We start from the raw sequence: 25564 nt of genomic DNA, 5'->3' as shown, positions 1-25564 counted from the left end.
TGGTACTGCAGGGGGGACCCTGTGGGAGAGTAGGACACCGCCGAACAATTTTTGGGGAAACCCCCGCACCTTCGGGTGCGGGGGTTTTCTGCGTTATGGACGGGGTGCGGATATCTTGAGCCCATGACCCTCGTGAGCGGCAACGACTACGTCATACGCGCCATCCGTCCCGACGACTGGGAGCGGGTGAAGCAGCTGCGGCTGGACGCGCTGCGGGACCCGATCGCGCACCTCGCCTTTCTGGAGACGTACGAGGACGCCGCGAGGAAACCGGACTCCTTCTGGCAGGACCGGGCCGTCGGATCCGGTGAGGGGTCCACGACGGCCCGGCAGTTCATAGCGGAGGCCGCCGACGGCACCTGGGCCGGTTCGCTCACCGTGCTCCTGGAGGAACCCGGCACCGAGGACTGGGCCGGGAACCCGGTCGAGCGGCGGCAAGGACACGCGGCCGGCGTCTTCGTACGGCCGGAGCACCGGGGCAACGGACTCGTCGAGGCGCTCTTCGCGGCCGGCCTGGACTGGGCGTGGCAGCAGAAGGCCGAGCGGGTACGGCTGTTCGTCCACGAGGGCAACACCCGGGCCCGGACCGCCTACCGGAGGCTCGGGTTCGCGCCCAGCGGTGTCGTCGTGGCCTTCTCCAAGGACGAGACCACGAACGAGCTGGAGTTCGTCCTGGAGCGGCCGTCCTAGACGGGCAGCTCCCGGTGCGGCCAGCGGGTGCGGGCCTGCTCCCGGGACCGGAGCAGGGCGAGCGTCGGCAGGCCCTGGTCGGCGCCGGTGGCCAGCAGGTCCGGCAGCTCGGGAAGCGGGGCCACGGCCGCGACGTCGTCCAGGACCAGGGTGAATGGTGGGTCGAGCCGACCGGAGGATGACCGTTCGGCCATGCGCCGGCCGCGCTCGACCACGCTGGAGACGAGGGCCGTCAGGAGCGGCATCGCGCCCGGATCGCTCCGCGGGTCCTCGATGGATTCACCGACCACATACAGCGTGCCCCCTTCGTGGACGAAGGAATCCAGGGCGAGGGCATCGCCTCGGTTGGGGGTGCACGCCTCCCGGATGTTCACCGTGAACAGCGCCGACAGGGCCCGGCTGGTCAACTCCTGCGCGACGTCCCGGCGTTCCGGGTGCGCTGTGAGCGCCGCCTCCAGCTCGCCGGCGGCGCCGGGCGCGGCCTTCGGGTGGGTGCGCAGGGTGCGGACCGCGTCCTGGACCTGGGTGCCCTGCGCCCAGCGGTGCACGTGCCGGATGGTGCGATTCTCCAGCGCGGCGGCGTGCAGATAGCTGCGCAGCAGGATGGTCGCCGTGTCGGCCACCGCCTGGTCGATGCGCGCGGTGGGCCGTACGGGGGCGAGCAGTGCCGCCGCCCGGTGCAGGGCCGTCTGTCTGTCCTCGCAGCCCGTCGTGGGCGGCCAGTGCAGGCGGGCCGGGGTGTCGCACCGGTGCGTGGGGTCGTAGAGCAGGGTGGGGCCCAGCTTGGCCCGGGTGTCCTTGGTCTCCGCCCACAGGGCCGGGTTGGAGGTGACGAGGAGGACGGGGCCCTCCGCGTCGCGTACGGCCCGGGCCGCGGCCGGCTGCCGGTCCTCCCGCGGCGCGATGAAGACCGTCTCCCGGCCCCCGCCGCCCCCTCCGGCCGGCGGATTGGCCGGAGGCGCCGCTGCGGCCGTCTCCCCGGCCGGCGTCACGGGCAGCGGCTCAGCGGCCGGCACGGGCGGTGGCTCGGTGCGCGGCACCGGGACCTCGTGGCGCGGCTCCGGGACGGCCTGGTGCCGTTCCCGTGCCTCGTACCGGGGCTCGGCGGGCACCGGCACCGGCGGTGGGGCGGCGAGGGCGGCACCGGCCGCCGTGGCGCGTCGTAGCCGGCCCGCGCGCCAGCGGGCCACCGCGCCGATCGTGAACAGGGTGAGCACGAAGAGGATCATCAGCTGGCCGAGGAACAGGCCCCAGAACAGGCCCCACCCGGAGAGCTGGCCCGGCGGGGTGTCCGGCCAGGCACCGGGCAGGTCGTGCGGCCGGCCGACGAGGTGGCGCATGGCCGACGGAGTGCGGGTGAAGGTGACGCCGTCCGGCCAGGCGCCCTGGGCGAACCGGGCCGCGAGGCCGGTGGCCGCCCACACCAGGACGGTCATCCCGATGAGGAACGCGAGGACGCCGATCAGCAGTCCGTCGGGGATGCCGCCCTGGCGGTCCCGGCGGGGGTCATGGCGATCGTCCGGTCTCACGCTGCACTCCCTCTAGGCCACCGTCGACTCGGAGTCGCCGAGGTGCTGTTCCACGAAGGCCGCCGCCCGCTGCTCGGCCTCCAGCTCGGCCGCGCGCAGGGCGTCGTCGGCCGCCAGGTCGCTGGACGACTCGGTCATCGCGCGGTCGGTGAAGACCAGCGGCCGTTCCGTCTCCGTGACCAGGTGCTTGACCACCTGGACATTGCCGTTGACGTCCCAGACCGCGATACCCGGGGTGAGCGTGGGGATGATCTCCACGGCCCATCGGGGCAGGCCGAGGACCCGGCCGGTGGCCCGTGCCTCGTCCGCCTTCTGGGCGTAGATCGTCCTGGTCGAGGCCATCTTCAGGATGGCCGCGGCCTCCTTCGCCGCCGCGCCGTCGACCACGTCGGACAGGTGGTGGACGACCGCGACGAAGGACAGGCCGAGCCGGCGCCCGAACTTCAGCAGCCGCTGGAACAGCTGGGCCACGAACGGGCTGTTGATGATGTGCCAGGCCTCCTCGACCAGGAAGATGCGCTTCTTCCGGTCGGGGCGGATCCAGGTGTGCTCCAGCCACACGCCGACGATCGCCATGAGGATCGGCATGGCGATGGAGTTGCGGTCGATGTGGGACAGGTCGAACACGATCAGGGGCGCGTCGAGATCGATGCCGACCGTGGTCGGGCCGTCGAACATGCCCCTCAGGTCACCGTCGACGAGCCGGTCCAGGACCAGGGCGACGTCCAGGCCCCAGGCCCGTACGTCGTCTATGGCGACGTTCATCGCCTCCGCCGACTCCGGCTCGGGGTGGCGCAGCTGCTCCACGATGTCGGTGAGGACCGGCTGGCGGTCGACGATCGTCTCGTTGACGTAGGAGTGCGCGACCTTCAGGGCGAAGCCGGCGCGCTCGTCCAGTCCGTGGCCCATGGCGACCTCGATGATGGTCCGCAACAGGGCGAGCTGGCCGGTCGTGGTGATCGCCGGGTCCAGCGGGTTGAGCCGGATGCCGTGGTTGAGGGCGGCCGTCGGGTCGAGCCGGATGGGGGTTATCCCCAGCTCCTCGGCGATCAGGTTCCACTCGCCGACGCCGTCCTCGCCCTGCGCGTCCAGGACGACGACCTGGCGGTCCTTGAAGCGGAGCTGGCGCAGGACGTACGTCTTCTCCAGCGCCGACTTGCCGTTGCCGGACTCGCCGAGGACCAGCCAGTGCGGGGCCGGCAGCTGCTGGCCGTACAGCTGGAAGGGGTCGTAGATGTAGCCCTTCCCGGAGTACACCTCGCGGCCGATGATGACGCCGGAGTCGCCGAGGCCGGGCGCGGCCGTGGGCAGGTAGACCGCCTGGGCCTGGCCCGTGGAGGTGCGCACCGGCGGCCGGGTCGTCTCCACCTTCCCGAACAGGAAGGAGGTGAAGGCCTCGGTGAGGACGGACAGCGGATCCCGCATCGGAGAATCAGCCCCTACCTTCGGATGCCGGTGGCGAACGGGAGTGTGTTCACGAAGGCGCGGTGGTGCTCCCGGTCACACCACTCCAGCTTGAGGTACGACTTGCCGGCGGAGGCCCTTATCGTGCGCTTGTCGCGGTTGAGGGCTTCCGGGGAGCGGGCGGAGACGGTGATGTAGCCGACGAGGTTGACGCCCGCGGCGCCGCTGGCGAGGTCCTCGCCGCGCTGGTCGAGCCGGTTGTGCGCGGCGACGTCCCGGGGGTCGACGGTCCGGTTCATCTTGGCGGCGCGGGACGCCTCGGCCTCGTCGTTCGTCTTCTCGGTCAGCATCCGCTCGATGGCGACCTCGGTGGGTTCCAGGTCCATGGTCACGGCGACCGTGCGGATGACGTCCGGGGTGTGGACGAGGAGCGGGGCAAGGAAGTTGACGCCGACGGGGGTCAGCGGCCACTCCTTCACCCAGGCGGTGGCGTGGCACCAGGGGGCGCGGGTGCTGGACTCGCGGGTCTTGGCCTGGAGGTAGGTGGGCTCCACGGCGTCCAGCTCGGCCGGCCAGGCGTTGCGCTGGGTCATGGCCTGGATGTGGTCGATGGGGTGGTCGGGGTCGTACATGGAGTGGATCAGGGAGGCCAGCCGGCCCTGGCCGAGCGGCTGCCGGACCCGGATGTCGGCCTCCTGGAGCCGGGAGCAGATGTCGGTCAGCTCGCGGGCCATGACGACGGCGAGCCCGGCGTCCCGGTCGACCCGGTTGCCGCGGGTGCGGGCGGCGCGGGCCATGGCGTGCGCCTCGGCGGCCAGTTCCCGGCTGTAGTGCATGCAGGCGACGAGGTAGGCGCGGTGCTGCTCGCTGCTGGTGGAGACCATGGACTGGAGCTGGTCGTAGGAGCTCTGGAGCCAGTGGGGGGCGCGGTCGTCGCCGCGTACGGCGACGTCCTTGGCGTGCGCGTCCGGGTCGGCGGGCAGGGTGCGGGCCAGCATCTGCAGCCGGGTGACGAAGCCGTCTCCGTTGGCGACGTGCTTGAGCAGGGTGCCGAAGCGGTCGACCAGGGCCTCCTGGTCCTCGGAGTCGCGCAGGCCGACGCCGGGGCCCTCGATCTCGATGGCCGCGGTGACCGTCTTGCGGTCGGCGTGCAGCAGTACGGCGATCTCGTCGGGGCCGAAGGGGGCGGCGAGCCAGGTGATGCGACCGATGCCGGGCGGCGGACCGACCTCGATCTCGCGGCCGTCGATCCGGGTGCCGGCCTCCATGGCGGTGGACCGGTAGGCGGCGCCGCGCTTGACGGTCCGCTTGAACGAGCGGTTGATCTCGAACCACTTGTAGAAGGTGCGGCGCTTGTACGGGACGTAGACCGCGGCGAGCGCGAGCAGCGGGAAGCCCGTCAGCAGGGCGATCCGCAGGGGCAGGACGGGGACGAGGAGGCCGCACATCATGCCGAGGAACGCGCCGGCGATGATCAGGGCGATCTCGCCGGTCTCGCGGTTCCGGCCGATGATCGCGTTCGGCCGGGCGCGGCCGATGAGATACGTACGGCGGGGCGTGACCGGATGGGACAGGTGGGACTCGGTCGTCAACGCCCTTCACCTCCTGAGCGGTTGTTGCGGGTGTTGCCGGCGTGCGGGCTGTTGACCGGGCTGGGCGCGCGGGGCGCGGGCGCGGCTGAGGGGACGGTTCCGCCGCCGCTTCCGCCCGGGGTGCGGCTGCTGTGGGCGGCGACGCCGCCGGAGGCGGGGTTGGCCTGGCGGGGGGCGCTGCTCGACTGGCCGGCCGCCGCGTTGCTGTCGGCGCGGGTGCTGTGGGTCTTGATGCCCTGGGCGACGAGGGTGGCGGGGGAGCTGATGACGGCGGCGGCCTTGCCTTCGGCGCCCTGCATGATGCGGTTGTTGCGGCCGCTGGCGATCTCGTCGCCGAAGCCGGGGACGAAGCGGTAGATCATCGCGCTGGCGAAGATGGCGAGCAGGATGATGGCGAGGCCGGAGACGACGGCGGAGAAGGCGTCGGGGCCGTTGTCGCCGGCCAGGGCGCCGGCCAGGCCGAGGACGATCACGATGACGGGTTTGACGAGGATGACGGCGATCATGATGCCGGCCCAGCGGCGGACGTGGCCCCACAGGTTCTTGTCCACGAGGCCCGCGTAGACGACGGTGCCGAGGAGGGCGCCGACGTAGAGGAGGGCGGCGCGGATGACCAGTTCCAGCCAGAGGACGCCGGCGGCGAGGATGCTGACCAGGGAGACGACGATCAGCATGATGGGGCCGCCGCCGATGTCGTTGCCCTTCTTCAGGGCGCCGGAGAAGGTGCCGAAGAACGTGTCGGCCTGGTCGCCGGTGGCCTTGGCGAGGACGTCGGTGACGCTGTCCGTGGCCGAGACGACGGTGTACAGGATCAGCGGGGTGAAGGCGGAGGCCAGCACGGTGAGCCAGAGGAAGCCGACGGCTTCCGAGATGGCGGTGGTCAGCGGTACGCCGCGGACCGCTCGCTTGGCCACGGCGAGGAGCCACAGCAGGAGCGTGAGGATGGTGGAGGCGGCGAAGACGACGGCGTACTGCTTCAGGAACGCCTGATTCGTGAAGTCGACACCGGCGGTCTCCTTCACGGCCTTGCTGAGCTTGTCGACGGTCCAGGAAGCGGCGTCGGCGCAGCCTTTGGCCAGCGAGGAGAGGGGGTCGAGGGTGTCGGTGAGGGGGTTGCCGGGGGTGGAGGAGCCGCCGGAGGAGCCGTGGTCCTTCTCGCACCGGTCCCGGGCGGCACCGTGGATCAGGTCGCAGACGTCGGAGCTCTTCGTGGCCGTCGGAGTCGGCGACGGCGAGGTCGGCGAGGACGGGGCCGTCGGTGTCGGGGTGGGAGCGGCGAAGGCGCGCGTGGCCATGAGGATCGCGGTCGTCTGGCAGGTCGCGATCACGCCGGCCAGCGTGAGTACGCGGCGGTTAGCGGGCATACGTGAACCCTCCGTACTCATCGACGGCCTTCGACATCTCATCGGAGCTGGAGGCCCTGTCGTCGCCGGGGACGGGCGCCGGGCCCTCCTTCTGGGAATGCGTGACGATCTTCCAGTCGCCCGCGGCCCATCGGAGCTTCATCGTGATGGTGAACCAGCTGTTGGTGACCGGGTTCGTGGAATTCTCGCCCGCGAGACCCAGCAGGCCGCTGCACCACACCTCGACCGTGGCCGTGTCGCCGGCGGTCTCGGTGACCTTCGTTCCGATGGGGCTCGTGCGTGAGACGAAGGTGTAGCCCTTCGGGGCGGTGCCGTCGTCGTTCAGGCCGAGCGTCCTGGCGAAGGCGGGGGTGTACGCCTTGTCGAACGCCGCCTCGGAACCGGCCGCTCGGGACGGGACCATGACGGCCTGCAGCACGGCGTCCCGGCGGGACTTGGTGAACATGTCGGCCGATCCCAGCGCGACCGCGTAGTTCGCCGCTGCGCTTTCGGCGCCCTGGGGGGTGTGGGCGAAGCCGGAGGGGATGGTGCCGGGGGGTGAGGTGACCGGCTTGGTTCCGGTGGGGGCCGTGGCGGCGGACTCGGGCCGGTCGGCCTTCGTGGTCGCCTCCTCCTCACCCCCCCCACCCCCCCGGTTCGCGAAGGCGATGGCGGCGATGAGGAGGATGACGACGCCGACCACCGTGATCAGGCTTCTGGAGGAGGAGCGCTGGGGGCGGCGGGGGGCGCCGCCGTAGGGGTCGGGGTCGGGGAGGCGGGTCCGGGTCTGGCCGGGCTCCGGGTGGTCGCCGTAGCCCTGGTATTCGCGGTAGCCCTGCTCGTCTCCGGGACTCATGCCGCGTACGCCCCCTCCGCCTCGTAGACATACGACGGTAGCCGTGCTGGTTCCCGCGCGGGCGGGGTGTGGTGACTCGACATCAGGGAAACGCAACCTCAGCCGGTGGGCACGACGGACGGGTGGGGTGGAGGGGACAGCCGTGGCCGGGCGTGCCCGGTACGGGTGGGGCTATACCGCCATGCCGTACACGATGGTGAACAGGGTGCCGAGGGAACCGATGATGAAGACCCCGGTGAGGCCGGCGATGATCAGGCCCTTGCCCTGCTCGGCGCTGAAGGTGTCCCGCAGGGCCGTGGCGCCGATCCGTTGCTTGGCCGCGCCCCATACCGCGATGCCGAGGCAGAGCAGGATGGCGACGGCCATGACCACCTCGATCATCACCTTGGCTTCGTTGCCCAGGCTGCCGAAGGGGCCCCAGTCCGGAGCGATCCCGCCGATGATGGTGTTGATGTCTCCCTTGTCGGCCGCAAAGAGCATGTAAGTCACCGCCCCTGGTGGGTAGTTCCGCGAGCCCCTGCGGGCGCAGAGGTCAGGCCTCATTGTCGCCGACAACGTCGCCAACGTATGTCGACTTGGCGTCATTCACTGACGGGTTTCGTATGTGTGGCAGCTACCGTCACTCTGTGTATCACGGCAGGTCACCCCGGGCAATGAGGTCAGACCGGAACCTGTCCTGTGGTTCTGTCGTTGACCCCCTTTACGACCCGCGCCGTTTCTGACGGCCGGTCGGGTGGGAGGCCGCGTCGATGGTCTCACGGCGCCGCCCGCTGATTCACAGGGAGAATTCAGGGAAGCCGGGCTCCGTTGCTCACCTTTGACGGTCGGAGTGGGGCTTGATGAAGCGCATCTCACGCGGCCCGGTCACCTCGCGGCCCGCGCTGCTCGGCACGGTGGTGCTGCTCGCGCTGACCTCGGCCTCCGTGGCCGCCGTCGACGACGGGTGGGGGCCGTTCGGGGTCACCGCGGACGCCGTGGCGACCCCGCGCAGCGCGCGGGTGGGCGCGCTGTTCGCCGCGGACGGGGCGGGCCGGCCGGCCGGTGGTCACTTCTGCACCGCGGCGGTGGCGCACAGCCCGCGCGGCGATCTGATCGTCACCGCCGCGCACTGCCTGGACGGCGACGGCGACGGCCTGGTGTTCGTGCCGGGCTACCGCGACGGGCGGGCGCCGTACGGGGTGTGGAAGGTGACGCGGCGGTACCTGCCCGGGGCGTGGACCCGGGACCGGGACGAGGACGGCGATGTCGCCTTCGCCACCGTCGCCGAACGGGACGGCGAGCGGCTGGAGGACGTGACCGGGGCCGACCGGTTCACGACCGGGGCGGCCACCGGCGCGACCGGGGTCACCGTCACCGGTTACCCGGCCTCCCGCGAGGTCCCCGTCGTCTGCGCGAACAAGCCGGTCCCGTACGGCCGTACCCAGCAGCGCGTCCACTGCCCCGGCTTCACCGGAGGCACCAGCGGCAGCCCCTGGGTCAACGGCGACCACCGGATCGTCGGCGTCCTCGGCGGCCACGAGGAGGGCGGCAGCACGGCCGACACCTCGTACAGCGTGGTGCTGGGGCGGGCGGCGGCCGGACTGTACGAGCGGGCGGCGGGCGTCTCCTGACCCGGGCTCAGGACGGGAACGGACGCCTGATCCTCGTGTCGGTGTCCGTGGCCGTGGACGTGCTCGAGCCACCGCGATCGTCACGCCCGGCGACAATCGCGGCGTCATCCGCTGGGGACTCACCGTGAAATGACGCCACTTCACGCGAATGGGGTCTTGGAACGGCCTCGTATGGGGGAAGGTTGAACCGTGCGGAAGTCATGGGTGATCGGTGGGGCGGCCGTCGCGCTCGGCGTGAGCTTTGTGATGCTGCTGGTCGTCGGCGTGTACATCGTGGCCGGAAACCTGGTCAACGGAGTGACCACGGGGGGCCGGGGGCTGGCGAAGGGGGCCGTGCCGGCCGCTTACAAGGCGCTGGTGCAGAAATGGGGCAATCTGTGCCCCGCGCTCACGCCCGCGCTGCTCGCCGCGCAGCTCTACCAGGAAAGTGGCTGGAATCCGACGGTGGTCAGCCCGGCCGACGCGCGCGGCATCGCGCAGTTCATCCCCAGCACCTGGGCCACGCACGGCATCGACGGCGACGGTGACGGCAAGCGGGACATCTGGGACCCGGACGACGCCATTCCGTCGGCGGCCTCGTACGACTGCGAACTGGCGAAGTACGTCAAGGACGTGCCCGGTGACGTCTCCGACAACATGCTCGCCGCCTACAACGCGGGCGCGTACCGGGTGATCCGGGCGGGCGGGGTGCCGGCCATCAGCGAGACGCGGAACTACGTCCAGCGGATCCGCAGCCTGGAGAAGAGCTTCGCCGCGCCGGTCAGCCGGCTCGACCCCTCCCACCAGGCCGCCGGTGCCATCGCCTTCGCCCAGAGCCGGCTCGGCACGCCGTACCTGTGGGGCGGCGAGGGCACCGCGGCGCAGGGCGGGCGCTTCGACTGCTCGGGCCTGACCAAGGCCTCCTACGAGAAGGTCGGGATCAGGCTGCCCCGGGTGGCCAACGACCAGTACAACGCCGGTCCGCACCCCTCGCGGGACCAGCTGCTCCCCGGCGACCTGGTGTTCTTCTCCGACGACCTCACCGACTCGCGGGCCATCCGGCACGTGGGGATCTACGTCGGCGGCGGGTACATGATCGACGCCCCGCGCACCGGCGCGGTGATCCGTTTCGACCCGATCGACACCCCGGATTACTTCGGCGCCACGCGGGTAACAGAGGATGGCGCGAAAGCACTTCCCACACACGTATGAACCGTGCGTAAAGCTGCGCCCTGAACTGCGGAGACGAGTCTCTCTTCGATAACGTCTGCGTGATCATTCAGTGGAGAGTGGAACGTATTCATGGTGGCCGTGCGTTCCTGTTGACGTAGCCGAGCGGACGTAAGTGCGGCAGTGCAGCGGAAGCGGATCTACGAACCACGGGGGGCTGGAGCGACGCACACCCGGTGCGTCCGGACGAACGACGAAGGGGCCGCAGCACCATGGCTGTACTCGCCGAATCCGGATCGAACCCCGACGTCGACCTGCTGTACGACATCAACGGCCTGGCCAAGGACGCGCCGCACTGGTTCGACCGGGTCATGGAGTTCGTCGGCGAGTACGGACTGCTGCTCGCCATGGTGCTGCTGGTCCTGTGGTGCTGGTGGTCGGTGCGCCGCCGGGGCGGTGAGGACGCGGCGCCGTCGGTGGCCGCGCTGGTGTGGGCGCCGCTCGCGGCCGGCCTCGCGGTCCTCGTGAACGTCCCGATACGGGGCTTCGTGGAACGCCCCCGCCCCTTCCGGGACCATCAGGGCCTGGACGTCCTGGTCTCCGGCAAGGACGACTTCTCCTTCGTCAGCGACCACGCGACGCTGACCATGGCGCTCGGCGTGGGCCTGTTCGTCGCCAACCGCCGCTTCGGCCTCGCCGGCATCGGCCTGGCCCTGCTGGAGGGCTTCTGCCGGGTCTACATGGGCGTGCACTACCCGACGGACGTCGTGGGCGGTTTCGCGCTCGGCACGGCTGTCGTGCTGCTGCTGTCCCCGCCGGCCATGGCGCTGCTCACCCCGCTGATGCGGGCCGTGGAGCGCTCGCCGCGGGCGGGCCGGCTCATCCGGCGGCGGACGGCCCCGGACGTGCCGGTGCTGCCCGGCGCACGCCGGACGGCGCAGTCCGAGGAACGGGACCTGGCCGCGTAGCCGGACAGCGGCCGGCCCCCGGTGACCGGGGGCCGGTGCCGCACCGTCCCTACAGCCCCTGCGCGTACGAGAAGAACCGCTGGGGGTCGTACTCCTTCTTCACCTTGTCCAGCCGCGCCGCCGCGTCCCCGTAGTACGCCTTCTTCCAGTTCTTCAGCGTGGGGTCCGTGTAGTTCTGGTAGGCCGCGCCGGAGGCGTACGGCGCCATCGCCTTGTGCGCCGACGTGAGCCAGGACTGCGCCGTGGTGCCGGAACCGCCCGCGCCCCAGGAGGCGATGTACTGGGCGAGCATCCGGGAGCGGCGGTGGACGAACGCGGTCGCGGTCGGTGAGACCCGGTTGACCGCGCCGCCGAGCGCCGTGAACGCGATGCTGCCGCCCCCGCCGCGCACGGCGGCGATCTGCCTCAGCACGGTCTGGATGCCGGCCGCGGACAGCGAGCGGTCGAAGAAGTCGGAGCGGGCCGCGTACGTCTCCCGGCCGAGCCTGCCCTGCGGGGAGCGGCCCGGGGTGGGGCCCGGCAGGTGGCACTGGGCGTCGGTGGCGAAGGAGGAGCAGCCGGCGTAGACCTCCATGGCCTCCTCGTAGCCGCGGCGGCGCAGGGAGACCGAGCGGGCGCTCGCGCCGGCCAGGTGGGCGAGGCGGTCCACGGCGTTCTGCAGCTCGCGGTAGGTGCCGAGGGAGAAGCAGGAGACGGAGACGGTCGGGGTGCGGCCCGGCGAGCAGGCCAGGTGCAGGGAGGACCAGATCTCGTCGGGCTGGGACGGGCCCCACTCCTGCCAGGCCTTGAGCACCTTGGCGGCCTTGGACCAGGGCCAGGTCAGGTGGGCGGTGACGGCCTGGGGCGCGGTGTGGGTCCGGAAGTGCAGCTCGGTGACGACGCCGAAGTTGCCGTTGCCCGCGCCGCGCAGGGCCCAGAACAGGTCGGCGTGCCTGCGGGCGTCGGCGGTGACCTGAGTGCCGTCGGCGGTGATCAGGGTGGCCTGGATGAGGCTGTCGCAGGTCAGGCCGTAGGCGCGGGAGGCGACGCCGTGGCCGCCGCCGAGGACCAGCCCGGAGACGCCGACGCTGGGGCAGGAGCCGGCGGGTATGGTCACGCCCTTCGCGGCGAGCGCGCGGTAGACGTCGATCAGCTTGGCGCCGGCGCCGACGACGGCCTGGCCCCCGCCGGCCCGTACGCGGTTCAGCCGGGACACGTCGACGATCAGCCGCTGGTCGCCGGAGGAGTAGCCGGCGTAGGAGTGGCCGCCGTTGCGGATGGCGACCTTGACGCCGTGCGCGTGGGCGTAGGCCAGGGTGGTGCGGATGTCGGCGGTGTGCGCTACGTAGGCGACGGCGGCCGGTTTCAGGCCGTCGAAGCGGGTGTTGTAGAGCTGGTGGGCGGTCTTCCAGGAGGCGTCGCCGGGCCGCACCAGGGTGCCGTCCAGGTCCCGGGCGAGGGCCGTCCAGTTCGCGGCGGCCCTGGCCGAGGCGCCGGCCCGGGCCGAGGCGGTGGTCCGCAGGGCGGTGACGGAGGCCGGGCCCGCGAGCGACGCCGTGGGGGCGGAGGATCCCCCGCCCGCCCCGCACGCGGCCAGCGCGGTCGTCGCCAGGGCGGCCGTGCCGCCCGAGATGAACGTACGCCGTTCCATGTCCGTCGCCCTTTCCTCGGCTGTCGTGGAACGAGACGACGCCCCGCACCGCGGGGTTCCCCCGGACGGGTGAGGAACCCCGCACGGGCGTTCGTGCGGGGCGCCCGCCGGGACCTCCGTGTGGCCTCCCCGTGAGCATTCCGTGACCTAACCGGGCCGACGGCAGGGGTTCACTCTCCGTTCATTTCTGGCCATCGGCGGCTTCACCTGTTCTGCCTAATTTCGGCCGTACACGGTGCGGAGTGCGGCCAACGACGCGTTCGCACCCCCGCATCTCTCACTTCGCGCGCCGCCGATCGCGGCGGCTCCTGGAAGGAACTCCCGAAAGTGAAGCTTCAGCGCAAGAACCGGCTGCGCGCCCTCTCTCTCGGTGCTGTCGCCGTCTCCAGCGCCCTGGCCCTGACGGCGTGCGGCTCCGACGACAACGGCGACGGGGGCAAGGCCTCGGGCGGTTCGTCCAGCGCCGCGAGCACCGGCTCCATCAAGTGTGACGACGCCAAGGGCCAGCTGCTCGCGGACGGCTCCTCGGCGCAGAAGAACGCGATCGACGCCTGGACCAAGGCGTTCTCCCCGGCCTGCAACGTGCAGATCAACTACAAGGGCGCCGGCTCCGGTGCCGGTGTCACCTCCTTCACCCAGGGCCAGATCGCGTTCGCCGGTTCCGACTCCGCGCTGAAGCCCGAAGAGGTCGCCGCCTCCAAGAAGGTCTGCGACGGCGGCCAGGGCATCGACCTGCCGATGGTCGGCGGCCCGATCGCCCTCGGCTACAACGTCCCCGGTGTGGACAACCTCGTCCTGGACGCCCCGACGATCGCCAAGATCTTCGACAGCAAGATCAAGAACTGGAACGACGAGGCGATCAAGAAGCTGAACCCCGGCGCGAAGCTTCCCGACCTGAAGATCCAGGCTTTCCACCGCTCCGAGGACTCCGGCACCACGGACAACTTCACCAAGTACCTGCTCGCCACCACGCCCGACAACTGGAAGCACTCCGGTGGCAAGGCATGGCAGGCGCAGGGCGGCCAGGCCGCCTCCGGCTCCGCCGGTGTGGCCCAGGGCGTCAAGCAGAACTCCGGCGCGATCGGCTACTTCGAGCTGTCCTACGCCAAGGGCATCGACACCGTCGCCATCGACACCGGCGCCAAGGCCCCGGTGAAGCCGTCCACCGAGTCCGCCACCGCGGACATCGCCGCGGCCAAGGTCATCGGCACCGGCAAGGACCTGGCGCTCCAGCTCGACTACAAGACCAAGGCCGAGGGCGCCTACCCGATCACCCTGGTCACCTACGAGATCGTCTGCGACAAGGGCAACAAGGCCGACTCCCTGCCCGCCACCAAGGCGTTCCTGCGCTACATCGCCAGCGAGGACGGCCAGAAGGTGCTGGCGCAGAACGACTACGCCCCCATCCCCGCCGAGATCATCGCCAAGGTCCGCACCACCATCGAGGGCCTGAGCTGACCTGATCCGTGAGTGCGGCCCGCGCCCCGACGGGCCGGGCCGCCGTCCGGTGCACCGCCGCCATGAGCCGCGCCCACGGGAGCGCGGCTTAGCAGACCGGAGAACCCGATGGACATATCGACGACAACCGACGCTCCTCCCTCCGCCTCCCAGCCCCCGCTCGCCGAACGCAAGCGCGCGGCCCGCGGGGCCACCCGCCCCGGCGACCGGATCTTCCTGGGCCTGTCGCGCGGCTCCGGCATCCTGCTGCTGGTGATCATGGCCGCGATCGCGGTCTTCCTCACCTACCGCGCCTCCCTCGCGATCAGCAAGGACCACGGGAACTTCCTGACCACCTTCGAGTGGAACACCAACCTCACCCCGCCGGTCTTCGGCATCGCGGTGCTGGTCTTCGGCACGATCGTCTCCTCGGTGATCGCGATGGTCATCGCGGTCCCGATCGCCGTCGCGATCGCGCTGTTCCTCACCCACTACTCCCCGCGCCGGCTGAGCGGCCCGATCGCCTACGTGATCGACCTGCTCGCCGCCGTGCCGTCCATCGTCTACGGCCTGTGGGGCGCCCTCGTCCTCGTCCCGCACCTGCGCGGCCTGTACGGCTGGCTGGACACCTACCTCGGCTGGACCGGGATCTTCGCCTGGGAGGACGGCGCCCCGCGCACCATGCTCGCCGTCGGCATCCTGCTGGCGATCATGATCCTGCCGATCATCACCAACGTCAGCCGCGAGGTGTTCCGGCAGGTCCCGCGGATGCACGAGGAGGCCGCCCTGGCCCTCGGCGCCACCCGCTGGGAGGTCGTGCGGATGTCCGTGCTGCCCTTCGGCCGCTCCGGTGTGATCTCCGCGTCCATGCTCGGCCTCGGCCGCGCCCTCGGCGAGACGATGGCCGTGGCCACCGTGCTCTCCCCGGACTACGACATCCACGCCAGCCTGCTGAACCCCGGCGGCGGCACCTTCGCCCAGAACATCGCCAGCAAGTTCGGCGAGGCCACCGTGCAGGGCCGGGACGCGCTGATCGCCTCCGGTCTGGTCCTCTTCGTCATCACCCTGCTGGTCAACGGCGCGGCCCGCGCGATCATCGCCCGCCGCAAGGAGTACTCGGGGGCCAACGCATGAGCACCGCAGCCGTCACCGACAAGCGCCCCGGCTCGCTGCGCGGCGCCAGCCTGCCCCGGTGGTCCCCCTGGGCCATCGCCGCCGGGTCCGTCGCCGTCGCGGTGGGCATCGGCCTGGGCGCCGGCCTCGACAGCAAGATCCAGTGGGGCCTGATCGCCGCGATCCTGTTCGTCCTCGGCACCTACGGCATCGCCGCCCGCGTGGAGGGCCGCCGGCAGGCCAAGGACCGGGTCGCCACCTCGCTGGTCTGGGTCGCCTTCCTGCTCGCCGTCGTCCCGCTGGTCTCCCTGGTGTGGACGACCGTCTCGCGCGGCGTGCAGGTGCTCGACGTCCACTTCCTCACCCACTCCATGGGGATCGTCGGTGACGCGGAGCCCGGCGGCGGCATCTACCACGCCATCGTCGGCAGCCTGGAGCAGGTCGGCCTCGCGACCCTGATCGGCGCCCCGATCGGCGTGCTCACCGCCGTCTACCTGGTGGAGTACGGGCGCGGCCGGCTCGCGCAGGCGGTCACGTTCTTCGTCGACGTCATGACGGGCATCCCGTCGATCGTCGCGGGCCTGTTCATCCTCAGCCTGATGCTCATCCTGGAGCTGGACCCGTTCGGCTTCGCCGGTTCGCTGGCCCTGGCCATCCTGATGATGCCGGTCGTCGTCCGCTCCACCGAGGAGATGCTCAAGCTCGTCCCGAACGAGCTGCGCGAGGCGTCCCTGGCGCTCGGCGTGCCCAAGTGGCGGACCATCCTGAAGGTCGTCCTGCCGACGTCCATCGGCGGCATCACCACCGGCATCATGCTCGCCATCGCCCGGATCGCGGGCGAGACCGCGCCGGTGCTGCTGCTGGTGTGGGGCAACCCCTTCATCAACACCAACCCGTTCGACGGGGCGCAGGCGTCGCTGCCGCTGTACATCTACCAGCAGTACGCGGCGGGCAACGACGCGGCGTTCGACCGCGCCTGGGCGGCATCCCTCACGCTGATCGCCTTCGTGATGATCCTCAACCTGCTGTCCCGCGGCATCGCCCGCTGGAAGGCGCCCCAGACCGGTCGCTGACGCGGCCACACAGCGACCGAGCCCGAAGACCTGGAAGTGAAGCAGACATGGCCAAGCGAATCGACGTGAGCGGGCTCACCGCCTACTACGGCTCCCACAAGGCGATCGAGGACATCTCGATGACGGTCGAGCCGCGTTCGGTGACGGCGTTCATCGGCCCCTCCGGCTGCGGCAAGTCGACGTTCCTGCGCACCCTGAACCGGATGCACGAGGTGACCCCCGGCGGCCGCGTCGAGGGCAAGGTGATGCTCGACGACGAGGACCTGTACGGCACCGGGGTCGACCCGGTGTCGGTGCGCCGCGAGGTGGGCATGGTCTTCCAGCGCCCGAACCCGTTCCCCACGATGTCGATCTTCGACAACGTGGCGGCGGGCCTGCGGCTGAACGGCACCTACAAGAAGAGCGAGCTGAACGACGTCGTCGAGCGCTCGCTCAAGGGCGCGAACCTCTGGAACGAGGTCAAGGACCGCCTGAACAAGCCGGGCTCCGGGCTCTCCGGCGGCCAGCAGCAGCGGCTGTGCATCGCGCGGGCGATCGCGGTCGAGCCGAAGGTGCTGCTCATGGACGAGCCGTGCTCGGCGCTGGACCCGATCTCCACGCTCGCCATCGAGGACCTGATCGGCGAGCTGAAGGACCGGTTCACGATCGTCATCGTGACCCACAACATGCAGCAGGCGGCGCGGGTCTCGGACCGTACGGCGTTCTTCAACCTCTCCGCGGTGGGCCAGCCGGGCCGGCTCGTCGAGATCGACGACACCGAGCGGATCTTCTCCAACCCGTCGGTCCAGGCCACGGAGGACTACATCTCCGGCCGCTTCGGCTGACCGGCACCCCGCCCCGGCCCGGCCGGGGCGGCGATCGGACCCCTCGCGGTGCTGCATGGCGGTGCCACCGCGAGGACGCAGAAGGGCCCGCCCCTGGCTCCCGGGGGCGGGCCCGTCGCGTCCGGCCGTCTCGCGGTCCTACAGGGCCACCAGCTTCACGATGCCGAAGGCCAGGGCCGCGACCAGGGCGGCGGCCGGCATCGTGATGAACCAGCCGAGGACGATGTTCTTGGCCACGCCCCAGCGGACCGCGTTGACCCGCTTGGTCGCGCCGACGCCCATGATCGCCGAGGTGATGACGTGGGTGGTGGAGATCGGCGCCTTGAAGATGAACGCGGTCGTGAACATGATCGAGGCGCCGGTGGCCTCCGCCGCGAAGCCCTGCGGCGGGTCCAGCTCGATGATCTTGCGGCCGAGCGTGCGCATGATCCGCCAGCCGCCGGCGTACGTGCCCAGGGACAGCATCACCGCGCAGACGATCTTCACCCAGACCGGGATCGGGTCGCCGAACGTCTCGTGGCCGGAGATGACCAGGGCCAGCACCACGACACCCATCGTCTTCTGGGCGTCCTGGAGGCCGTGGCCGAGGGCCATGCCGGCGGCCGAGACGGTCTGGGCGATGCGGAAGCCGCGCTTGGCCTTGTGCGGGTTGGACCGCCGGAACAGCCACATGATCGCCGTCATGACCAGGTAACCGACGATCAGGCCGACGAACGGGGAGATGAACATCGGGATGACGACCTTCTCCAGCACCCCGCTCCAGAGCACGTCCGTGCCGCCCGCCAGGGCCGCCCCCACCATGCCGCCGAACAGGGCGTGCGAGGAGGACGACGGCAGGCCGAAGTACCAGGTGACCAGGTTCCAGACGATCGCGCCGACCAGGGCCGAGAAGAGGATGCCCATCCCCGTCGAGCCCTGTGGTGTCTCGATCAGGCCCTCGCTGACCGTCTTGGCGACGCCGGAGCCGAGGAAGGCGCCGGCGAGGTTCATCACGGCCGCCATGGCGAGGGCCGCCCGCGGGGTCAGCGCACGCGTCGACACCGAGGTGGCGATGGCGTTCGCGGAGTCGTGGAAGCCGTTCGTGTACGTGAAGAAGAGCGCGACCGCGACGGTCACGATCAGGGCGAAGGTGTCCATCGACGCCTCAGGACTCCTTGACGGCGATGGTCTCCACCGTGTTCGCCACGTGCTCGAAAGCGTCCGCCGCCTCTTCCAGGACGTCCACGATCTGCTTGAGCTTCAGCACCTCGATGGCGTCGTACTTGCCGTTGAAGAGGTGGGCGAGCAGCTTGCGGTGGATCTGGTCGGCCTGGTTCTCCAGCCGGTTGACCTCGATCCAGTACTCGGTGAGGTTGGCCATGGTGCGGAGGTTCGGCATGGCCTCGGCCGTCAGCTCCGCCGCGCGGGCCAGGACCTCGATCTGCTGCTCGACGCCCTTGGGCAGTTCCTCGACGTTGTAGAGGACGACCAGGTCGACGGCTTCCTCCATGAAGTCCATGATGTCGTCCAGGGAACCGGCGAGGGTGTAGATGTCCTCCCGGTCGAACGGCGTGATGAACGAGGAGTTCAGCTGGTGGAAGATCGCGTGCGTGGCGTCGTCACCTGCGTGTTCCGCGGCCCGCATACGCTCTGCGATCTCGGCCCGGGCGGAGGAGTCCGCCCCGAGCAGTTCCATCAGGAGTTTGGAGCCCGTGACGATGTTGTCCGCGGACGCGGCGAACATGTCGTAGAAGCTCGTCTCCCTGGGGGTCAGACGAAAGCGCACGTGGGGTCCTCGGGGTGCTTCGGTTTCGGTCAGGCTGATGCTAGGCGCATCATCCGGCCACGGCTAACGGGCCGCATCCCAGTGTCGCCCATCGGGCACTGTGATGAGCACGGGGGCGTACGAAGGCCCCCTTACCCCGCAAAGTTCGTTACCATATACCCAGTAGGGGTATCTGTCCCTTTTGTCCGAAGCTCGTCCCGAGACGGAGGCCCGCGATGACGACGACGACCGAGGCCGGCGCCACGCACGGCTACCACAAGCAGAAGGACGAGCACCTCAAGCGGCTGCGCCGCATCGAGGGGCAGATCCGCGGGTTGCAGCGGATGGTGGACGAGGACACCTACTGCATCGACATACTCACCCAGGTCTCCGCCTCCACCAAGGCCCTGCAGTCCTTCGCGCTCCAGCTGCTGGAGGAACACCTGCGGCACTGCGTGGCGGACGCGGCGCTCAAGGGCGGCGACGAGATCGACGCGAAGGTGGACGAGGCGACGAAGGCGATCGGCCGCCTGCTGCGCACCTGAGCGGTGCGGCGGCGCGGGCCGCGCTCAGCCGCGGTCGCGTTCCTCGGCGACGCGCAGGACCGCGTCGATGCGCTCCAGGCTGAGCCGGTCCTCGGCGGCCGAGGCCGCGATGATCAGCTCTCCGCAGAGTTCGATCTCGGCGAGGGCCACGTGGTCCTGAACCGCCGTGCCGCCGACCGGAGCCACCCGCCTCACCTCTTCCCTGCCGTCACCGCTTCCTAGGGTAGGCAGCGGTCCGCACGCCGCGCATGGCACGGACGGGCTACTTACAAAAGGGCCGTCTGGGACTAGTGACTGGCCGGAATCAACCGCTCTTCCCGGGCTCGTCCCCGGCGACCTTGCCCGTGTAGATGTCCGCCGGGGCCGGCAGCCGGATGTCCACGGGCACGCCGAAGCCGTACAGCAGCAGCGTGGAGGCGACCGCGACGGTGGCCTCGGTGTGGCCGTTGACGAAGCTGAAGCGCTGCCGGAGCTTGCGGACGCGGCCCTGGTCGTCCAGATAGGCGTCGAACGGCACGCGGGCCGTGGCGAACCCTTTCGCCGCCGCGGCCAGCGCCGCCCGGTTCCCGGCCGAGGCGTACCGGGCGGCGCTGGCCAGGTCGGCGGTGCCCCGGTAGTGGCGTACGGCCGTCCCGGCCACCTCGGTGCGGTCCACGAAGGCCGCCTCGCGGGTGCCGCGCAGCAGCTCGGCCGCCGCGTACGGGTCGGTGGCGCCGCCGGTCACCAGGTTGCCGTCGGACAGCGTGGCGGTGTCCAGCCGCACCCACTTGCCGGCGGGCACGCCCGCGCCCCGGTTCTTCATGTACAGCGCGCCCGGGGTGAGGAGTTCGGTGATGGGCCGGTGCCCGGAGGCGCCGGTGGGGCCGGCGGGGAGCATCACGGTGAGCCGGCCGTGGCGGCGGCGGTAGTCGTAGACCCCCCGGCCGCGGATGGTGACCCGGGTGCCGCCAGTGGCCATCTCCATGGCGGTGCCGGCCTTGGAGCTGCCCGCGGCCCGCAGCGCCTCGGCGGCCCGGTGCAGCGCGCTCACGGGGTCGGCCGCGCCCTTGACGTCCTCGGCGGCGGCCCCGCTGCCGGAACAGCCGGCGCCGCCGGCCCCGAGGAGGATGCCCAGCGCGGCGAGCGTGCCGCCCGCCCGCCTGTGCTGCCGCCGATCCATCGCCTGCCTACCCCCAGCCGGTGTGTCCGTCACGGGCCTCCCGTCGTCCGGATAACGACGGCCGGGGAGCACCGTCACGCGCCGCCGGGCACGCTCGGTACGGTGGTCGGCGTGGCACTCACCCCGGCGCGGCAGGACGGGCGGGAACACCGCACCTCGACGACCGAACAGGGCCGCTTCTGCGTGGCCCGCTGCACCTGCGGCTGGCGCGGCCCGGCCCGCCGTGCCCGCAGCCAGGCCCGCACGGACGCGGAGACCCACGCGCCGTCCGGCTGAACGGCCCCGCCCCGCACCCCTGCGGGCCGGCCCCCAGGGGGCGGGACAGGGCGCCGGGAGGCAGCGGGCTCAGGCCCGTCGGTCCCGGTGTCCGGTGGGCCGGTCCAGGGCGTCCACCAGGTCCCGGTCGCGGGGCTGGGTCAGGCGGGCCCGGGCGGCGGACGGGGCGAGCCAGAGGATGCGGTCCACCTCGGGGTTCGGGGTGAAGTGGCCGGAAACCGCCTCGGCGGTCCAGTACCGCACCCGCTTGAGGCGGCCGTCGGCCGCGTAGCAGACGGCGGGCAGCTCCTCGCCGGGCTCGGCGGTGTACCCGGTCTCCTCCGCGACCTCGCGCAGCGCCCCGGCGAGCGGGTCCTCGCCCCGCTTCAGCTTGCCCTTGGGGTGCGACCAGTCGTCGTACTTGGGCCGGTGCACCAGGCAGATCTCCAGGGCGCCGGTGAGCGGTGAGCGGCGCCACAGGACGCAGCCCGCCGCCTGGACCACGGTGTCGGTCACGCCGTCTCCTCCGGTTCAGGGCGCGTGGACGGCCTGCTTCTGCCAGGCCTGCTGGAACGTGAACCGGGCCGCCTCCACCTCGTGCCGCTGGTCGGCGTGGAGCACACCGAGGGCGTAGGCGGTGGCCGGGGTGATCCGGGGCGTACGGGCCGCCTGCGCCGCCGCCGCTGCCGCCTCCGAGGCGTCCCGGTGCCGGTTCAGCGCCTGCCCGGCCGTCAGCAGCCGCACGTCCAGCGGGGCGGTGCCGCCGTGCAGCACCTCGCGGGCGTACCGGTACAGCCGCAGCAGCAGCCGTACCTGGTGCCAGGGGCCGTCCTGGGGGTGCGGGGACGGCTCCGGGGACAGGCCGTGGACCAGCGCCTCCGCGTTGTAGGGGTGACCGGCGGTGACCAGGGGGAGCGCGGCGACGGCGTCCGTGAGGCGTTCCTCGGCGGCACCGGCCAGCGCGCCCAGCCCGGTGCCGGGCGCGGCCGGGGTGAGGGGGACCTCGCTGGCCAGGACGGCGACCTTGTCGGCCACCGCGTGGAAGCGGGACGAGCCGAGGGCCTGGAGCGCCGTGGAGTGGGCCCGGGTCCGGGCCAGGGTGAGCTGGCGTTCCAGCAGGGCCCCCGCCTTGGCCGCGCCGACGGTGAGGGTGCCGCGCTCCGGCGGTGCCGTGGCGTACGCCGGACCGCCGGGGTTCGCCGCCTTCCCGGTGAGGGACCGGCCGCCCACCGCCAGGGCGTCGACCGCCGGCACGGGCAGCGCCGTCACCCCGGACAGCCGGTGCAGCGCCAGCAACAGCCGCTCCAGCCGGGCCTGGTAGGCGTGCTCCAGGCCCAGCGTGCCGGACAGCCAGGCCAGTTCGGGCCGGATCTCCTCGGACCAGCCGGGGTCGAGGAGCGGGCGGAAGGTGTGCAGGCTGCCGCTGATGCGGCGGGCCGAGCGGCGCAGGGCGCGCGCCGCGTCCACGGACTCCTCCGCGCCGTCGCCCGCCACGCCCGTACCCGCGCGCAGGGGAGCGCTCCCGCCGTTGCCGCCGGTCTCCCGGTGCAGACGCAGGGCGCGGAGGAACTCCGTGGCCTGGGCGCGCAGGTAGCCCGCGAGGGCGTCCCCCGTCGCCTCCTCGGCCGTGGGGTCCGTCTGGTCAAGGTGTCGCTGTGCCACGCCGGCGCCTCCGGGCGTCTATGAGCATCTCCTGGACGTTGCGCAGGGGCCCGCCGTCCCCGTCGGTCGCGTGCCGTGTCCACTCGCCGTCCGGGCCGAGGTGCCAGGAGGCGGTGGTGTCGGACATGCCGGTGTCCAGCAGCCGGTTGAGGGCTGCGCGGTGACCGGGGTCGGCGACCCGGACCAGGGCCTCGATCCGGCGGTCGAGGTTGCGGTGCATCATGTCGGCGCTGCCGAACCACACCTCGGGTTCGCCGCCGTTGCCGAAGGCGAACACCCGGGAGTGTTCCAGGAAGCGGCCGAGGATGGAGCGGACCCGGATGTTCTCCGACAGGCCGGTGACGCCGGGGCGTATCGCGCAGATGCCGCGCACCCACACGTCCACCGGCACGCCCGCCTGGGACGCGCGGTACAGGGCGTCGATGACCACCTCGTCCACGAACGAGTTGACCTTGATCCGGACGAATGCGGGCCGGCCCGCGCGGTGGTGCTGGATCTCCTTGTGGATGCGGGAGACCAGGCCGTCGCGCAGCGACTTGGGCGCCACCAGCAGACGGCGGTAGGTCTCCCGGCGGGAGTAGCCGGACAGCCGGTTGAACAGGTCGGAGAGGTCCGCGCCGACCTGCGGGTCGGCGGTGAGCAGGCCGAGGTCCTCGTACAGGCGGGCCGTCTTCGGGTGGTAGTTGCCGGTGCCGACGTGGCTGTAGCGGCGCAGGGTCTCGCCCTCCTGGCGGACCACCAGGGACAGCTTGCAGTGGGTCTTCAGCCCGACCAGGCCGTAGACGACGTGACAGCCGGCCTCCTCCAGCTTGCGCGCCCACTTGATGTTGGCGTGCTCGTCGAAGCGGGCCTTGATCTCGACCAGGACGAGGACCTGCTTGCCGGACTCGGCGGCGTCTATCAACGCGTCCACGATGGGGGAGTCGCCGGAGGTCCGGTACAGGGTCTGCTTGATCGCGAGGACGTCCGGGTCGGCGGCCGCCTGCTCCAGGAAGGCCTGCACGGAGGTGGAGAAGCTGTCGTAGGGGTGGTGCAGGAGCACGTCCCGGGCGCGCAGGGCGGCGAAGACGTCGGGCGGGGACGCCGACTCGACCTCGGCGAGGTCGCGGTGGGTGCCGGCGACGAACTTCCGGTACTTCAGCTCCGGCCGGTCCAGCGAGTGGATGCGGAACAGCCCGGTGAGGTCCAGCGGGCCGGGCAGCGGGTACACCTCGGCCTCGGAGATCTTCAGCTCGCGCACCAGCAGGTCCAGCACCTCGCGGTCGATGGACTCCTCGACCTCCAGGCGCACCGGCGGGCCGAAGCGGCGCCGCAGGAGTTCCTTCTCCAGGGCCTGGAGCAGGTTCTCGGTGTCGTCCTCCTCGACCTCCAGGTCCTCGTTGCGGGTGATCCGGAAGGCGTGGTGCTCCAGGATCTCCATGCCCGGGAACAGCTCTTCGAGGTGGTTGGGGGCGGCGATGACGTCCTCGATGGGGACGTAGCGGCCCGGGGAGGCCTCCAGGAAGCGGGAGAGCAGCGGGGGCACCTTCACCCGGGCGAAGTGCTTGTGGCCGCTGACCGGGTTGCGCACGACGACGGCCAGGTTCAGCGAGAGGCCGGAGATGTACGGGAAGGGGTGCGCGGGGTCGACGGCCAGCGGGGTGAGGACGGGAAAGATCTGGTGCCGGAACAGGGTGAACAGGCGGGCCTGTTCCTTCTCGGTCAGTTCCGTCCAGCGGACCAGGTGGATGCCCTCCTCGGCGAGCGCGGGGGCGACGTCCTCGTGGTAGCAGGCGGCGTGCCGGGCCATCAGCTCGCGGGAGCGGGCCCAGATCATCTCCAGCACCTCGCGCGGCTGGAGGCCGGAGGCGGAGCGGGTGGCGACGCCGGTGGCGATGCGGCGCTTGAGGCCGGCCACCCGGACCATGAAGAACTCGTCCAGGTTGCTGGCGAAGATGGCGAGGAAGTTCGCGCGCTCCAGCAGGGGGGTGTCCGGGTCCTCGGCCAGCTCCAGGACCCGCTCGTTGAAGGCGAGCCAGCTGCGCTCGCGGTCGAGGAAGCGGCCCTGGGGCAGGGGGGCGCCGTCGGCCGGGGCCTCCTCGTACGCGTCGGGGTCCGCGTCGAGGTCGGGTGCCAGACCGGAGACAGCGGGGGACACGGCGCGCTGCCGGTGCGCGGCGATGGAGCCCACGGGGGGCTGCGGCGTGTGCTGGGCCTCGGCCTGGGCGTCTTGCTGACTCATGAACCCATTCTTCCCCGCTGCTGCTGACACGGGCGCGTCGGAACGCGCGGGCGGGAGCCGCACGGTTCCGCTCCCCGCGGCGGGCCCCTCGGGGGGCGGCGAAGGCTCTGGCACGACGGGTGTCATTGGCCGAGCGTCGCAAGCCCGGCTGAATCAATGGTTACGGCGACATGACGTGTGGGATAGCGGGGGGCGGCCCGAAGGGGTCCCGGCCGAGGTCGGAGGGCTGCCGTCGGGGCGGCGGCCGGGGAGGGGCCGCGGGGGCGGGGCGGTGATCCGGGAGGCGGCCGGGTGCGTGGCGAGGGGGCGGGCACGGTCCGGGTGGCGGTGGCGCGGCGGGTGCGGACGGGTGTAGGCGGTCCGGCGGCGGGTGCGGGTGTGAGCGTGGGCGGGTTCCGACGGACTCGCCGCAACCCACGGTTGCGAGGGGCGCGTACACCGTCCGGTGCCGCGGGCCGGCCCCCGCTCCTCGGCGCGGTCGGTGCCGCCGCGCGGGGGCGGGCGGTACGGGCCTTGGGGCCTGGCGTCCCCGCGGGCACGGTCCGGGTGGCGGTGGTGCGGCGGGTGCGGACGGGCGTAGGCGGTCCGGCGGCAGGTGCGGGTGCGAGTGTGGGCGGGTTCCGACGGACTCGCCGCAGCCCACGGTTGCGAGGGGCGCGTACACCGTCCGGTGCTGCGGGCCGGCCCCCGCTCCTCGGCGCGGTCGGTGCCGCCGTGCCCCGGCGGGCGCGGGCCGGGGTCCGTCTGCTCTGCTGGGAGG

Annotated in this window: 24 protein-coding genes; 10 read left to right on the top strand and 14 right to left on the bottom strand. The window is 71.8% G+C overall.

Annotated elements, in window-relative coordinates; genetic code table 11:
• The first annotated feature begins 123 nt into the window (after window positions 1-123).
• Window positions 124-690, top strand: coding sequence for a GNAT family N-acetyltransferase (locus ACZ4W9_RS12850; protein WP_467935179.1), 567 nt, complete (start codon window positions 124-126; stop codon window positions 688-690).
• On the opposite strand, the gene ACZ4W9_RS12845 is transcribed toward ACZ4W9_RS12850, so the two are convergent.
• The 6 genes from ACZ4W9_RS12845 to ACZ4W9_RS12820 form a co-directional block, all read right to left on the bottom strand.
• Window positions 687-2219 carry a type IV secretory system conjugative DNA transfer family protein gene (locus ACZ4W9_RS12845; RefSeq protein WP_467935178.1) on the bottom strand — a complete coding sequence of 511 codons (1533 nt, stop codon included), beginning with the start codon at window positions 2217-2219 and terminating at the stop codon, window positions 687-689. The two genes, ACZ4W9_RS12850 and ACZ4W9_RS12845, sit on opposite strands and share 4 nt — an antisense overlap.
• A gap of 12 nt (window positions 2220-2231) precedes the next feature.
• Window positions 2232-3644: an ATP-binding protein gene (locus ACZ4W9_RS12840; protein WP_467935177.1), complete on the bottom strand. Its 1413-nt coding sequence runs from the start codon at window positions 3642-3644 to the stop codon at window positions 2232-2234.
• A gap of 14 nt (window positions 3645-3658) precedes the next feature.
• The gene (locus ACZ4W9_RS12835) at window positions 3659-5215 is read right to left on the bottom strand and encodes an SCO6880 family protein (RefSeq protein ID WP_467935175.1); all 1557 of its coding nucleotides are present in this window, start codon (window positions 5213-5215) and stop codon (window positions 3659-3661) included.
• Window positions 5212-6579: a hypothetical protein gene (locus ACZ4W9_RS12830; RefSeq protein ID WP_467935174.1), complete on the bottom strand. Its 1368-nt coding sequence runs from the start codon at window positions 6577-6579 to the stop codon at window positions 5212-5214. The genes ACZ4W9_RS12835 and ACZ4W9_RS12830 overlap by 4 nt, the downstream gene beginning before the upstream one ends.
• Entirely contained in the window at window positions 6569-7414 is an 846-nt protein-coding gene (locus ACZ4W9_RS12825) for a DUF8175 domain-containg protein (RefSeq protein ID WP_467935173.1), read from the bottom strand. Before ACZ4W9_RS12825 ends, ACZ4W9_RS12830 begins: the two co-directional genes overlap by 11 nt.
• 171 nt (window positions 7415-7585) lie before the next feature.
• Window positions 7586-7894, bottom strand: a complete 309-nt coding sequence (locus ACZ4W9_RS12820; protein ID WP_014673544.1) for a hypothetical protein — start codon at window positions 7892-7894, stop codon at window positions 7586-7588.
• Window positions 7895-8253: 359 nt separating this feature from the next.
• On the opposite strand from ACZ4W9_RS12820, the gene ACZ4W9_RS12815 reads away from it, so the two are divergent.
• From ACZ4W9_RS12815 to ACZ4W9_RS12805, 3 genes are all read left to right on the top strand, one after another.
• Complete coding sequence (locus tag ACZ4W9_RS12815; protein ID WP_467935172.1) at window positions 8254-9024, top strand: trypsin-like serine peptidase; 771 nt, start codon at window positions 8254-8256, stop codon at window positions 9022-9024.
• Between the two features lie 246 nt (window positions 9025-9270).
• Complete coding sequence (locus ACZ4W9_RS12810; RefSeq protein WP_467935192.1) at window positions 9271-10215, top strand: C40 family peptidase; 945 nt, start codon at window positions 9271-9273, stop codon at window positions 10213-10215.
• Window positions 10216-10445: 230 nt separating this feature from the next.
• Window positions 10446-11141 carry a phosphatase PAP2 family protein gene (locus tag ACZ4W9_RS12805; RefSeq protein WP_467935170.1) on the top strand — a complete coding sequence of 232 codons (696 nt, stop codon included), beginning with the start codon at window positions 10446-10448 and terminating at the stop codon, window positions 11139-11141.
• Between the two features lie 49 nt (window positions 11142-11190).
• Here the strand turns inward: ACZ4W9_RS12805 and ACZ4W9_RS12800 are convergent, their stop codons facing one another.
• Window positions 11191-12771: an FAD-binding oxidoreductase gene (locus ACZ4W9_RS12800; protein WP_467935169.1), complete on the bottom strand. Its 1581-nt coding sequence runs from the start codon at window positions 12769-12771 to the stop codon at window positions 11191-11193.
• Between the two features lie 327 nt (window positions 12772-13098).
• On the opposite strand from ACZ4W9_RS12800, the gene pstS reads away from it, so the two are divergent.
• The 4 genes from pstS to pstB all read left to right on the top strand — a co-directional run bounded on the left by pstS (window position 13099) and on the right by pstB (window position 17218).
• Window positions 13099-14229 carry a phosphate ABC transporter substrate-binding protein PstS gene (pstS, locus tag ACZ4W9_RS12795; RefSeq protein WP_467935168.1) on the top strand — a complete coding sequence of 377 codons (1131 nt, stop codon included), beginning with the start codon at window positions 13099-13101 and terminating at the stop codon, window positions 14227-14229.
• A gap of 108 nt (window positions 14230-14337) precedes the next feature.
• Complete coding sequence (gene pstC, locus ACZ4W9_RS12790; protein ID WP_467935166.1) at window positions 14338-15342, top strand: phosphate ABC transporter permease subunit PstC; 1005 nt, start codon at window positions 14338-14340, stop codon at window positions 15340-15342.
• Window positions 15339-16394 carry a phosphate ABC transporter permease PstA gene (gene pstA / locus ACZ4W9_RS12785; protein WP_467935165.1) on the top strand — a complete coding sequence of 352 codons (1056 nt, stop codon included), beginning with the start codon at window positions 15339-15341 and terminating at the stop codon, window positions 16392-16394. The genes pstC and pstA overlap by 4 nt, the downstream gene beginning before the upstream one ends.
• 47 nt (window positions 16395-16441) lie before the next feature.
• The gene (pstB, locus tag ACZ4W9_RS12780) at window positions 16442-17218 is read left to right on the top strand and encodes a phosphate ABC transporter ATP-binding protein PstB (protein ID WP_467935164.1); all 777 of its coding nucleotides are present in this window, start codon (window positions 16442-16444) and stop codon (window positions 17216-17218) included.
• A gap of 138 nt (window positions 17219-17356) precedes the next feature.
• Here the strand turns inward: pstB and ACZ4W9_RS12775 are convergent, their stop codons facing one another.
• Both ACZ4W9_RS12775 and ACZ4W9_RS12770 read right to left on the bottom strand, forming a co-directional pair.
• On the bottom strand, window positions 17357-18355 hold the full coding sequence (locus ACZ4W9_RS12775; protein WP_467935163.1) for an inorganic phosphate transporter: 999 nt from the start codon (window positions 18353-18355) through the stop codon (window positions 17357-17359).
• A 7-nt stretch (window positions 18356-18362) separates the two neighbouring features.
• Entirely contained in the window at window positions 18363-18983 is a 621-nt protein-coding gene (locus ACZ4W9_RS12770) for a DUF47 domain-containing protein (protein WP_397942455.1), read from the bottom strand.
• Window positions 18984-19198: 215 nt separating this feature from the next.
• On the opposite strand from ACZ4W9_RS12770, the gene ACZ4W9_RS12765 reads away from it, so the two are divergent.
• A complete protein-coding gene (locus tag ACZ4W9_RS12765; RefSeq protein WP_181795224.1) occupies window positions 19199-19507 on the top strand; it encodes a metal-sensitive transcriptional regulator in 309 nt (102 codons plus the stop codon).
• 24 nt (window positions 19508-19531) lie between these two features.
• On the opposite strand, the gene ACZ4W9_RS12760 is transcribed toward ACZ4W9_RS12765, so the two are convergent.
• A complete protein-coding gene (locus tag ACZ4W9_RS12760) occupies window positions 19532-19693 on the bottom strand; it encodes a hypothetical protein (RefSeq protein WP_467935194.1) in 162 nt (53 codons plus the stop codon).
• Between the two features lie 118 nt (window positions 19694-19811).
• A complete protein-coding gene (locus ACZ4W9_RS12755) occupies window positions 19812-20666 on the bottom strand; it encodes an SCO4651 family lipoprotein (protein ID WP_467935161.1) in 855 nt (284 codons plus the stop codon).
• A gap of 111 nt (window positions 20667-20777) precedes the next feature.
• On the opposite strand from ACZ4W9_RS12755, the gene ACZ4W9_RS12750 reads away from it, so the two are divergent.
• A complete protein-coding gene (locus ACZ4W9_RS12750) occupies window positions 20778-20942 on the top strand; it encodes a hypothetical protein (RefSeq protein ID WP_467935160.1) in 165 nt (54 codons plus the stop codon).
• A gap of 69 nt (window positions 20943-21011) precedes the next feature.
• On the opposite strand, the gene ACZ4W9_RS12745 is transcribed toward ACZ4W9_RS12750, so the two are convergent.
• Genes ACZ4W9_RS12745 through ACZ4W9_RS12735 form a run of 3 tightly spaced genes read right to left on the bottom strand, consistent with a single transcriptional unit; the run spans window position 21012 to window position 24930 of the window.
• Entirely contained in the window at window positions 21012-21437 is a 426-nt protein-coding gene (locus ACZ4W9_RS12745) for an NUDIX hydrolase (RefSeq protein ID WP_467935158.1), read from the bottom strand.
• 15 nt (window positions 21438-21452) lie between these two features.
• Window positions 21453-22583: a CHAD domain-containing protein gene (locus tag ACZ4W9_RS12740; RefSeq protein WP_467935157.1), complete on the bottom strand. Its 1131-nt coding sequence runs from the start codon at window positions 22581-22583 to the stop codon at window positions 21453-21455.
• The gene (locus ACZ4W9_RS12735; protein WP_467935156.1) at window positions 22564-24930 is read right to left on the bottom strand and encodes an RNA degradosome polyphosphate kinase; all 2367 of its coding nucleotides are present in this window, start codon (window positions 24928-24930) and stop codon (window positions 22564-22566) included. Before ACZ4W9_RS12735 ends, ACZ4W9_RS12740 begins: the two co-directional genes overlap by 20 nt.
• Window positions 24931-25564 lie beyond the last annotated feature (634 nt).

It is taken from the genome of Streptomyces sp. NPDC029296 (genome assembly GCF_055569255.1).
The sequence above is the reverse complement of the archived record's forward strand: the minus strand, read 5'-3'. Positions and strand labels throughout refer to the sequence as shown.

Coding starts and splice junctions, on each gene's coding strand:
- ACZ4W9_RS12850 (WP_467935179.1), top strand. CDS start 124: ATGACCCTCGTGAGCGGCAACGACTACGTCATACGCGCCATCCGTCCC.
- ACZ4W9_RS12840 (WP_467935177.1), bottom strand. CDS start 3,644: ATGCGGGATCCGCTGTCCGTCCTCACCGAGGCCTTCACCTCCTTCCTG.
- ACZ4W9_RS12830 (WP_467935174.1), bottom strand. CDS start 6,579: ATGCCCGCTAACCGCCGCGTACTCACGCTGGCCGGCGTGATCGCGACC.
- ACZ4W9_RS12825 (WP_467935173.1), bottom strand. CDS start 7,414: ATGAGTCCCGGAGACGAGCAGGGCTACCGCGAATACCAGGGCTACGGC.
- ACZ4W9_RS12820 (WP_014673544.1), bottom strand. CDS start 7,894: ATGCTCTTTGCGGCCGACAAGGGAGACATCAACACCATCATCGGCGGG.
- ACZ4W9_RS12815 (WP_467935172.1), top strand. CDS start 8,254: ATGAAGCGCATCTCACGCGGCCCGGTCACCTCGCGGCCCGCGCTGCTC.
- ACZ4W9_RS12810 (WP_467935192.1), top strand. CDS start 9,271: ATGCTGCTGGTCGTCGGCGTGTACATCGTGGCCGGAAACCTGGTCAAC.
- ACZ4W9_RS12805 (WP_467935170.1), top strand. CDS start 10,446: ATGGCTGTACTCGCCGAATCCGGATCGAACCCCGACGTCGACCTGCTG.
- ACZ4W9_RS12800 (WP_467935169.1), bottom strand. CDS start 12,771: ATGGAACGGCGTACGTTCATCTCGGGCGGCACGGCCGCCCTGGCGACG.
- pstC (WP_467935166.1), top strand. CDS start 14,338: ATGGACATATCGACGACAACCGACGCTCCTCCCTCCGCCTCCCAGCCC.
- pstA (WP_467935165.1), top strand. CDS start 15,339: ATGAGCACCGCAGCCGTCACCGACAAGCGCCCCGGCTCGCTGCGCGGC.
- pstB (WP_467935164.1), top strand. CDS start 16,442: ATGGCCAAGCGAATCGACGTGAGCGGGCTCACCGCCTACTACGGCTCC.
- ACZ4W9_RS12775 (WP_467935163.1), bottom strand. CDS start 18,355: ATGGACACCTTCGCCCTGATCGTGACCGTCGCGGTCGCGCTCTTCTTC.
- ACZ4W9_RS12765 (WP_181795224.1), top strand. CDS start 19,199: ATGACGACGACGACCGAGGCCGGCGCCACGCACGGCTACCACAAGCAG.
- ACZ4W9_RS12755 (WP_467935161.1), bottom strand. CDS start 20,666: ATGGATCGGCGGCAGCACAGGCGGGCGGGCGGCACGCTCGCCGCGCTG.
- ACZ4W9_RS12735 (WP_467935156.1), bottom strand. CDS start 24,930: ATGACACCCGTCGTGCCAGAGCCTTCGCCGCCCCCCGAGGGGCCCGCC.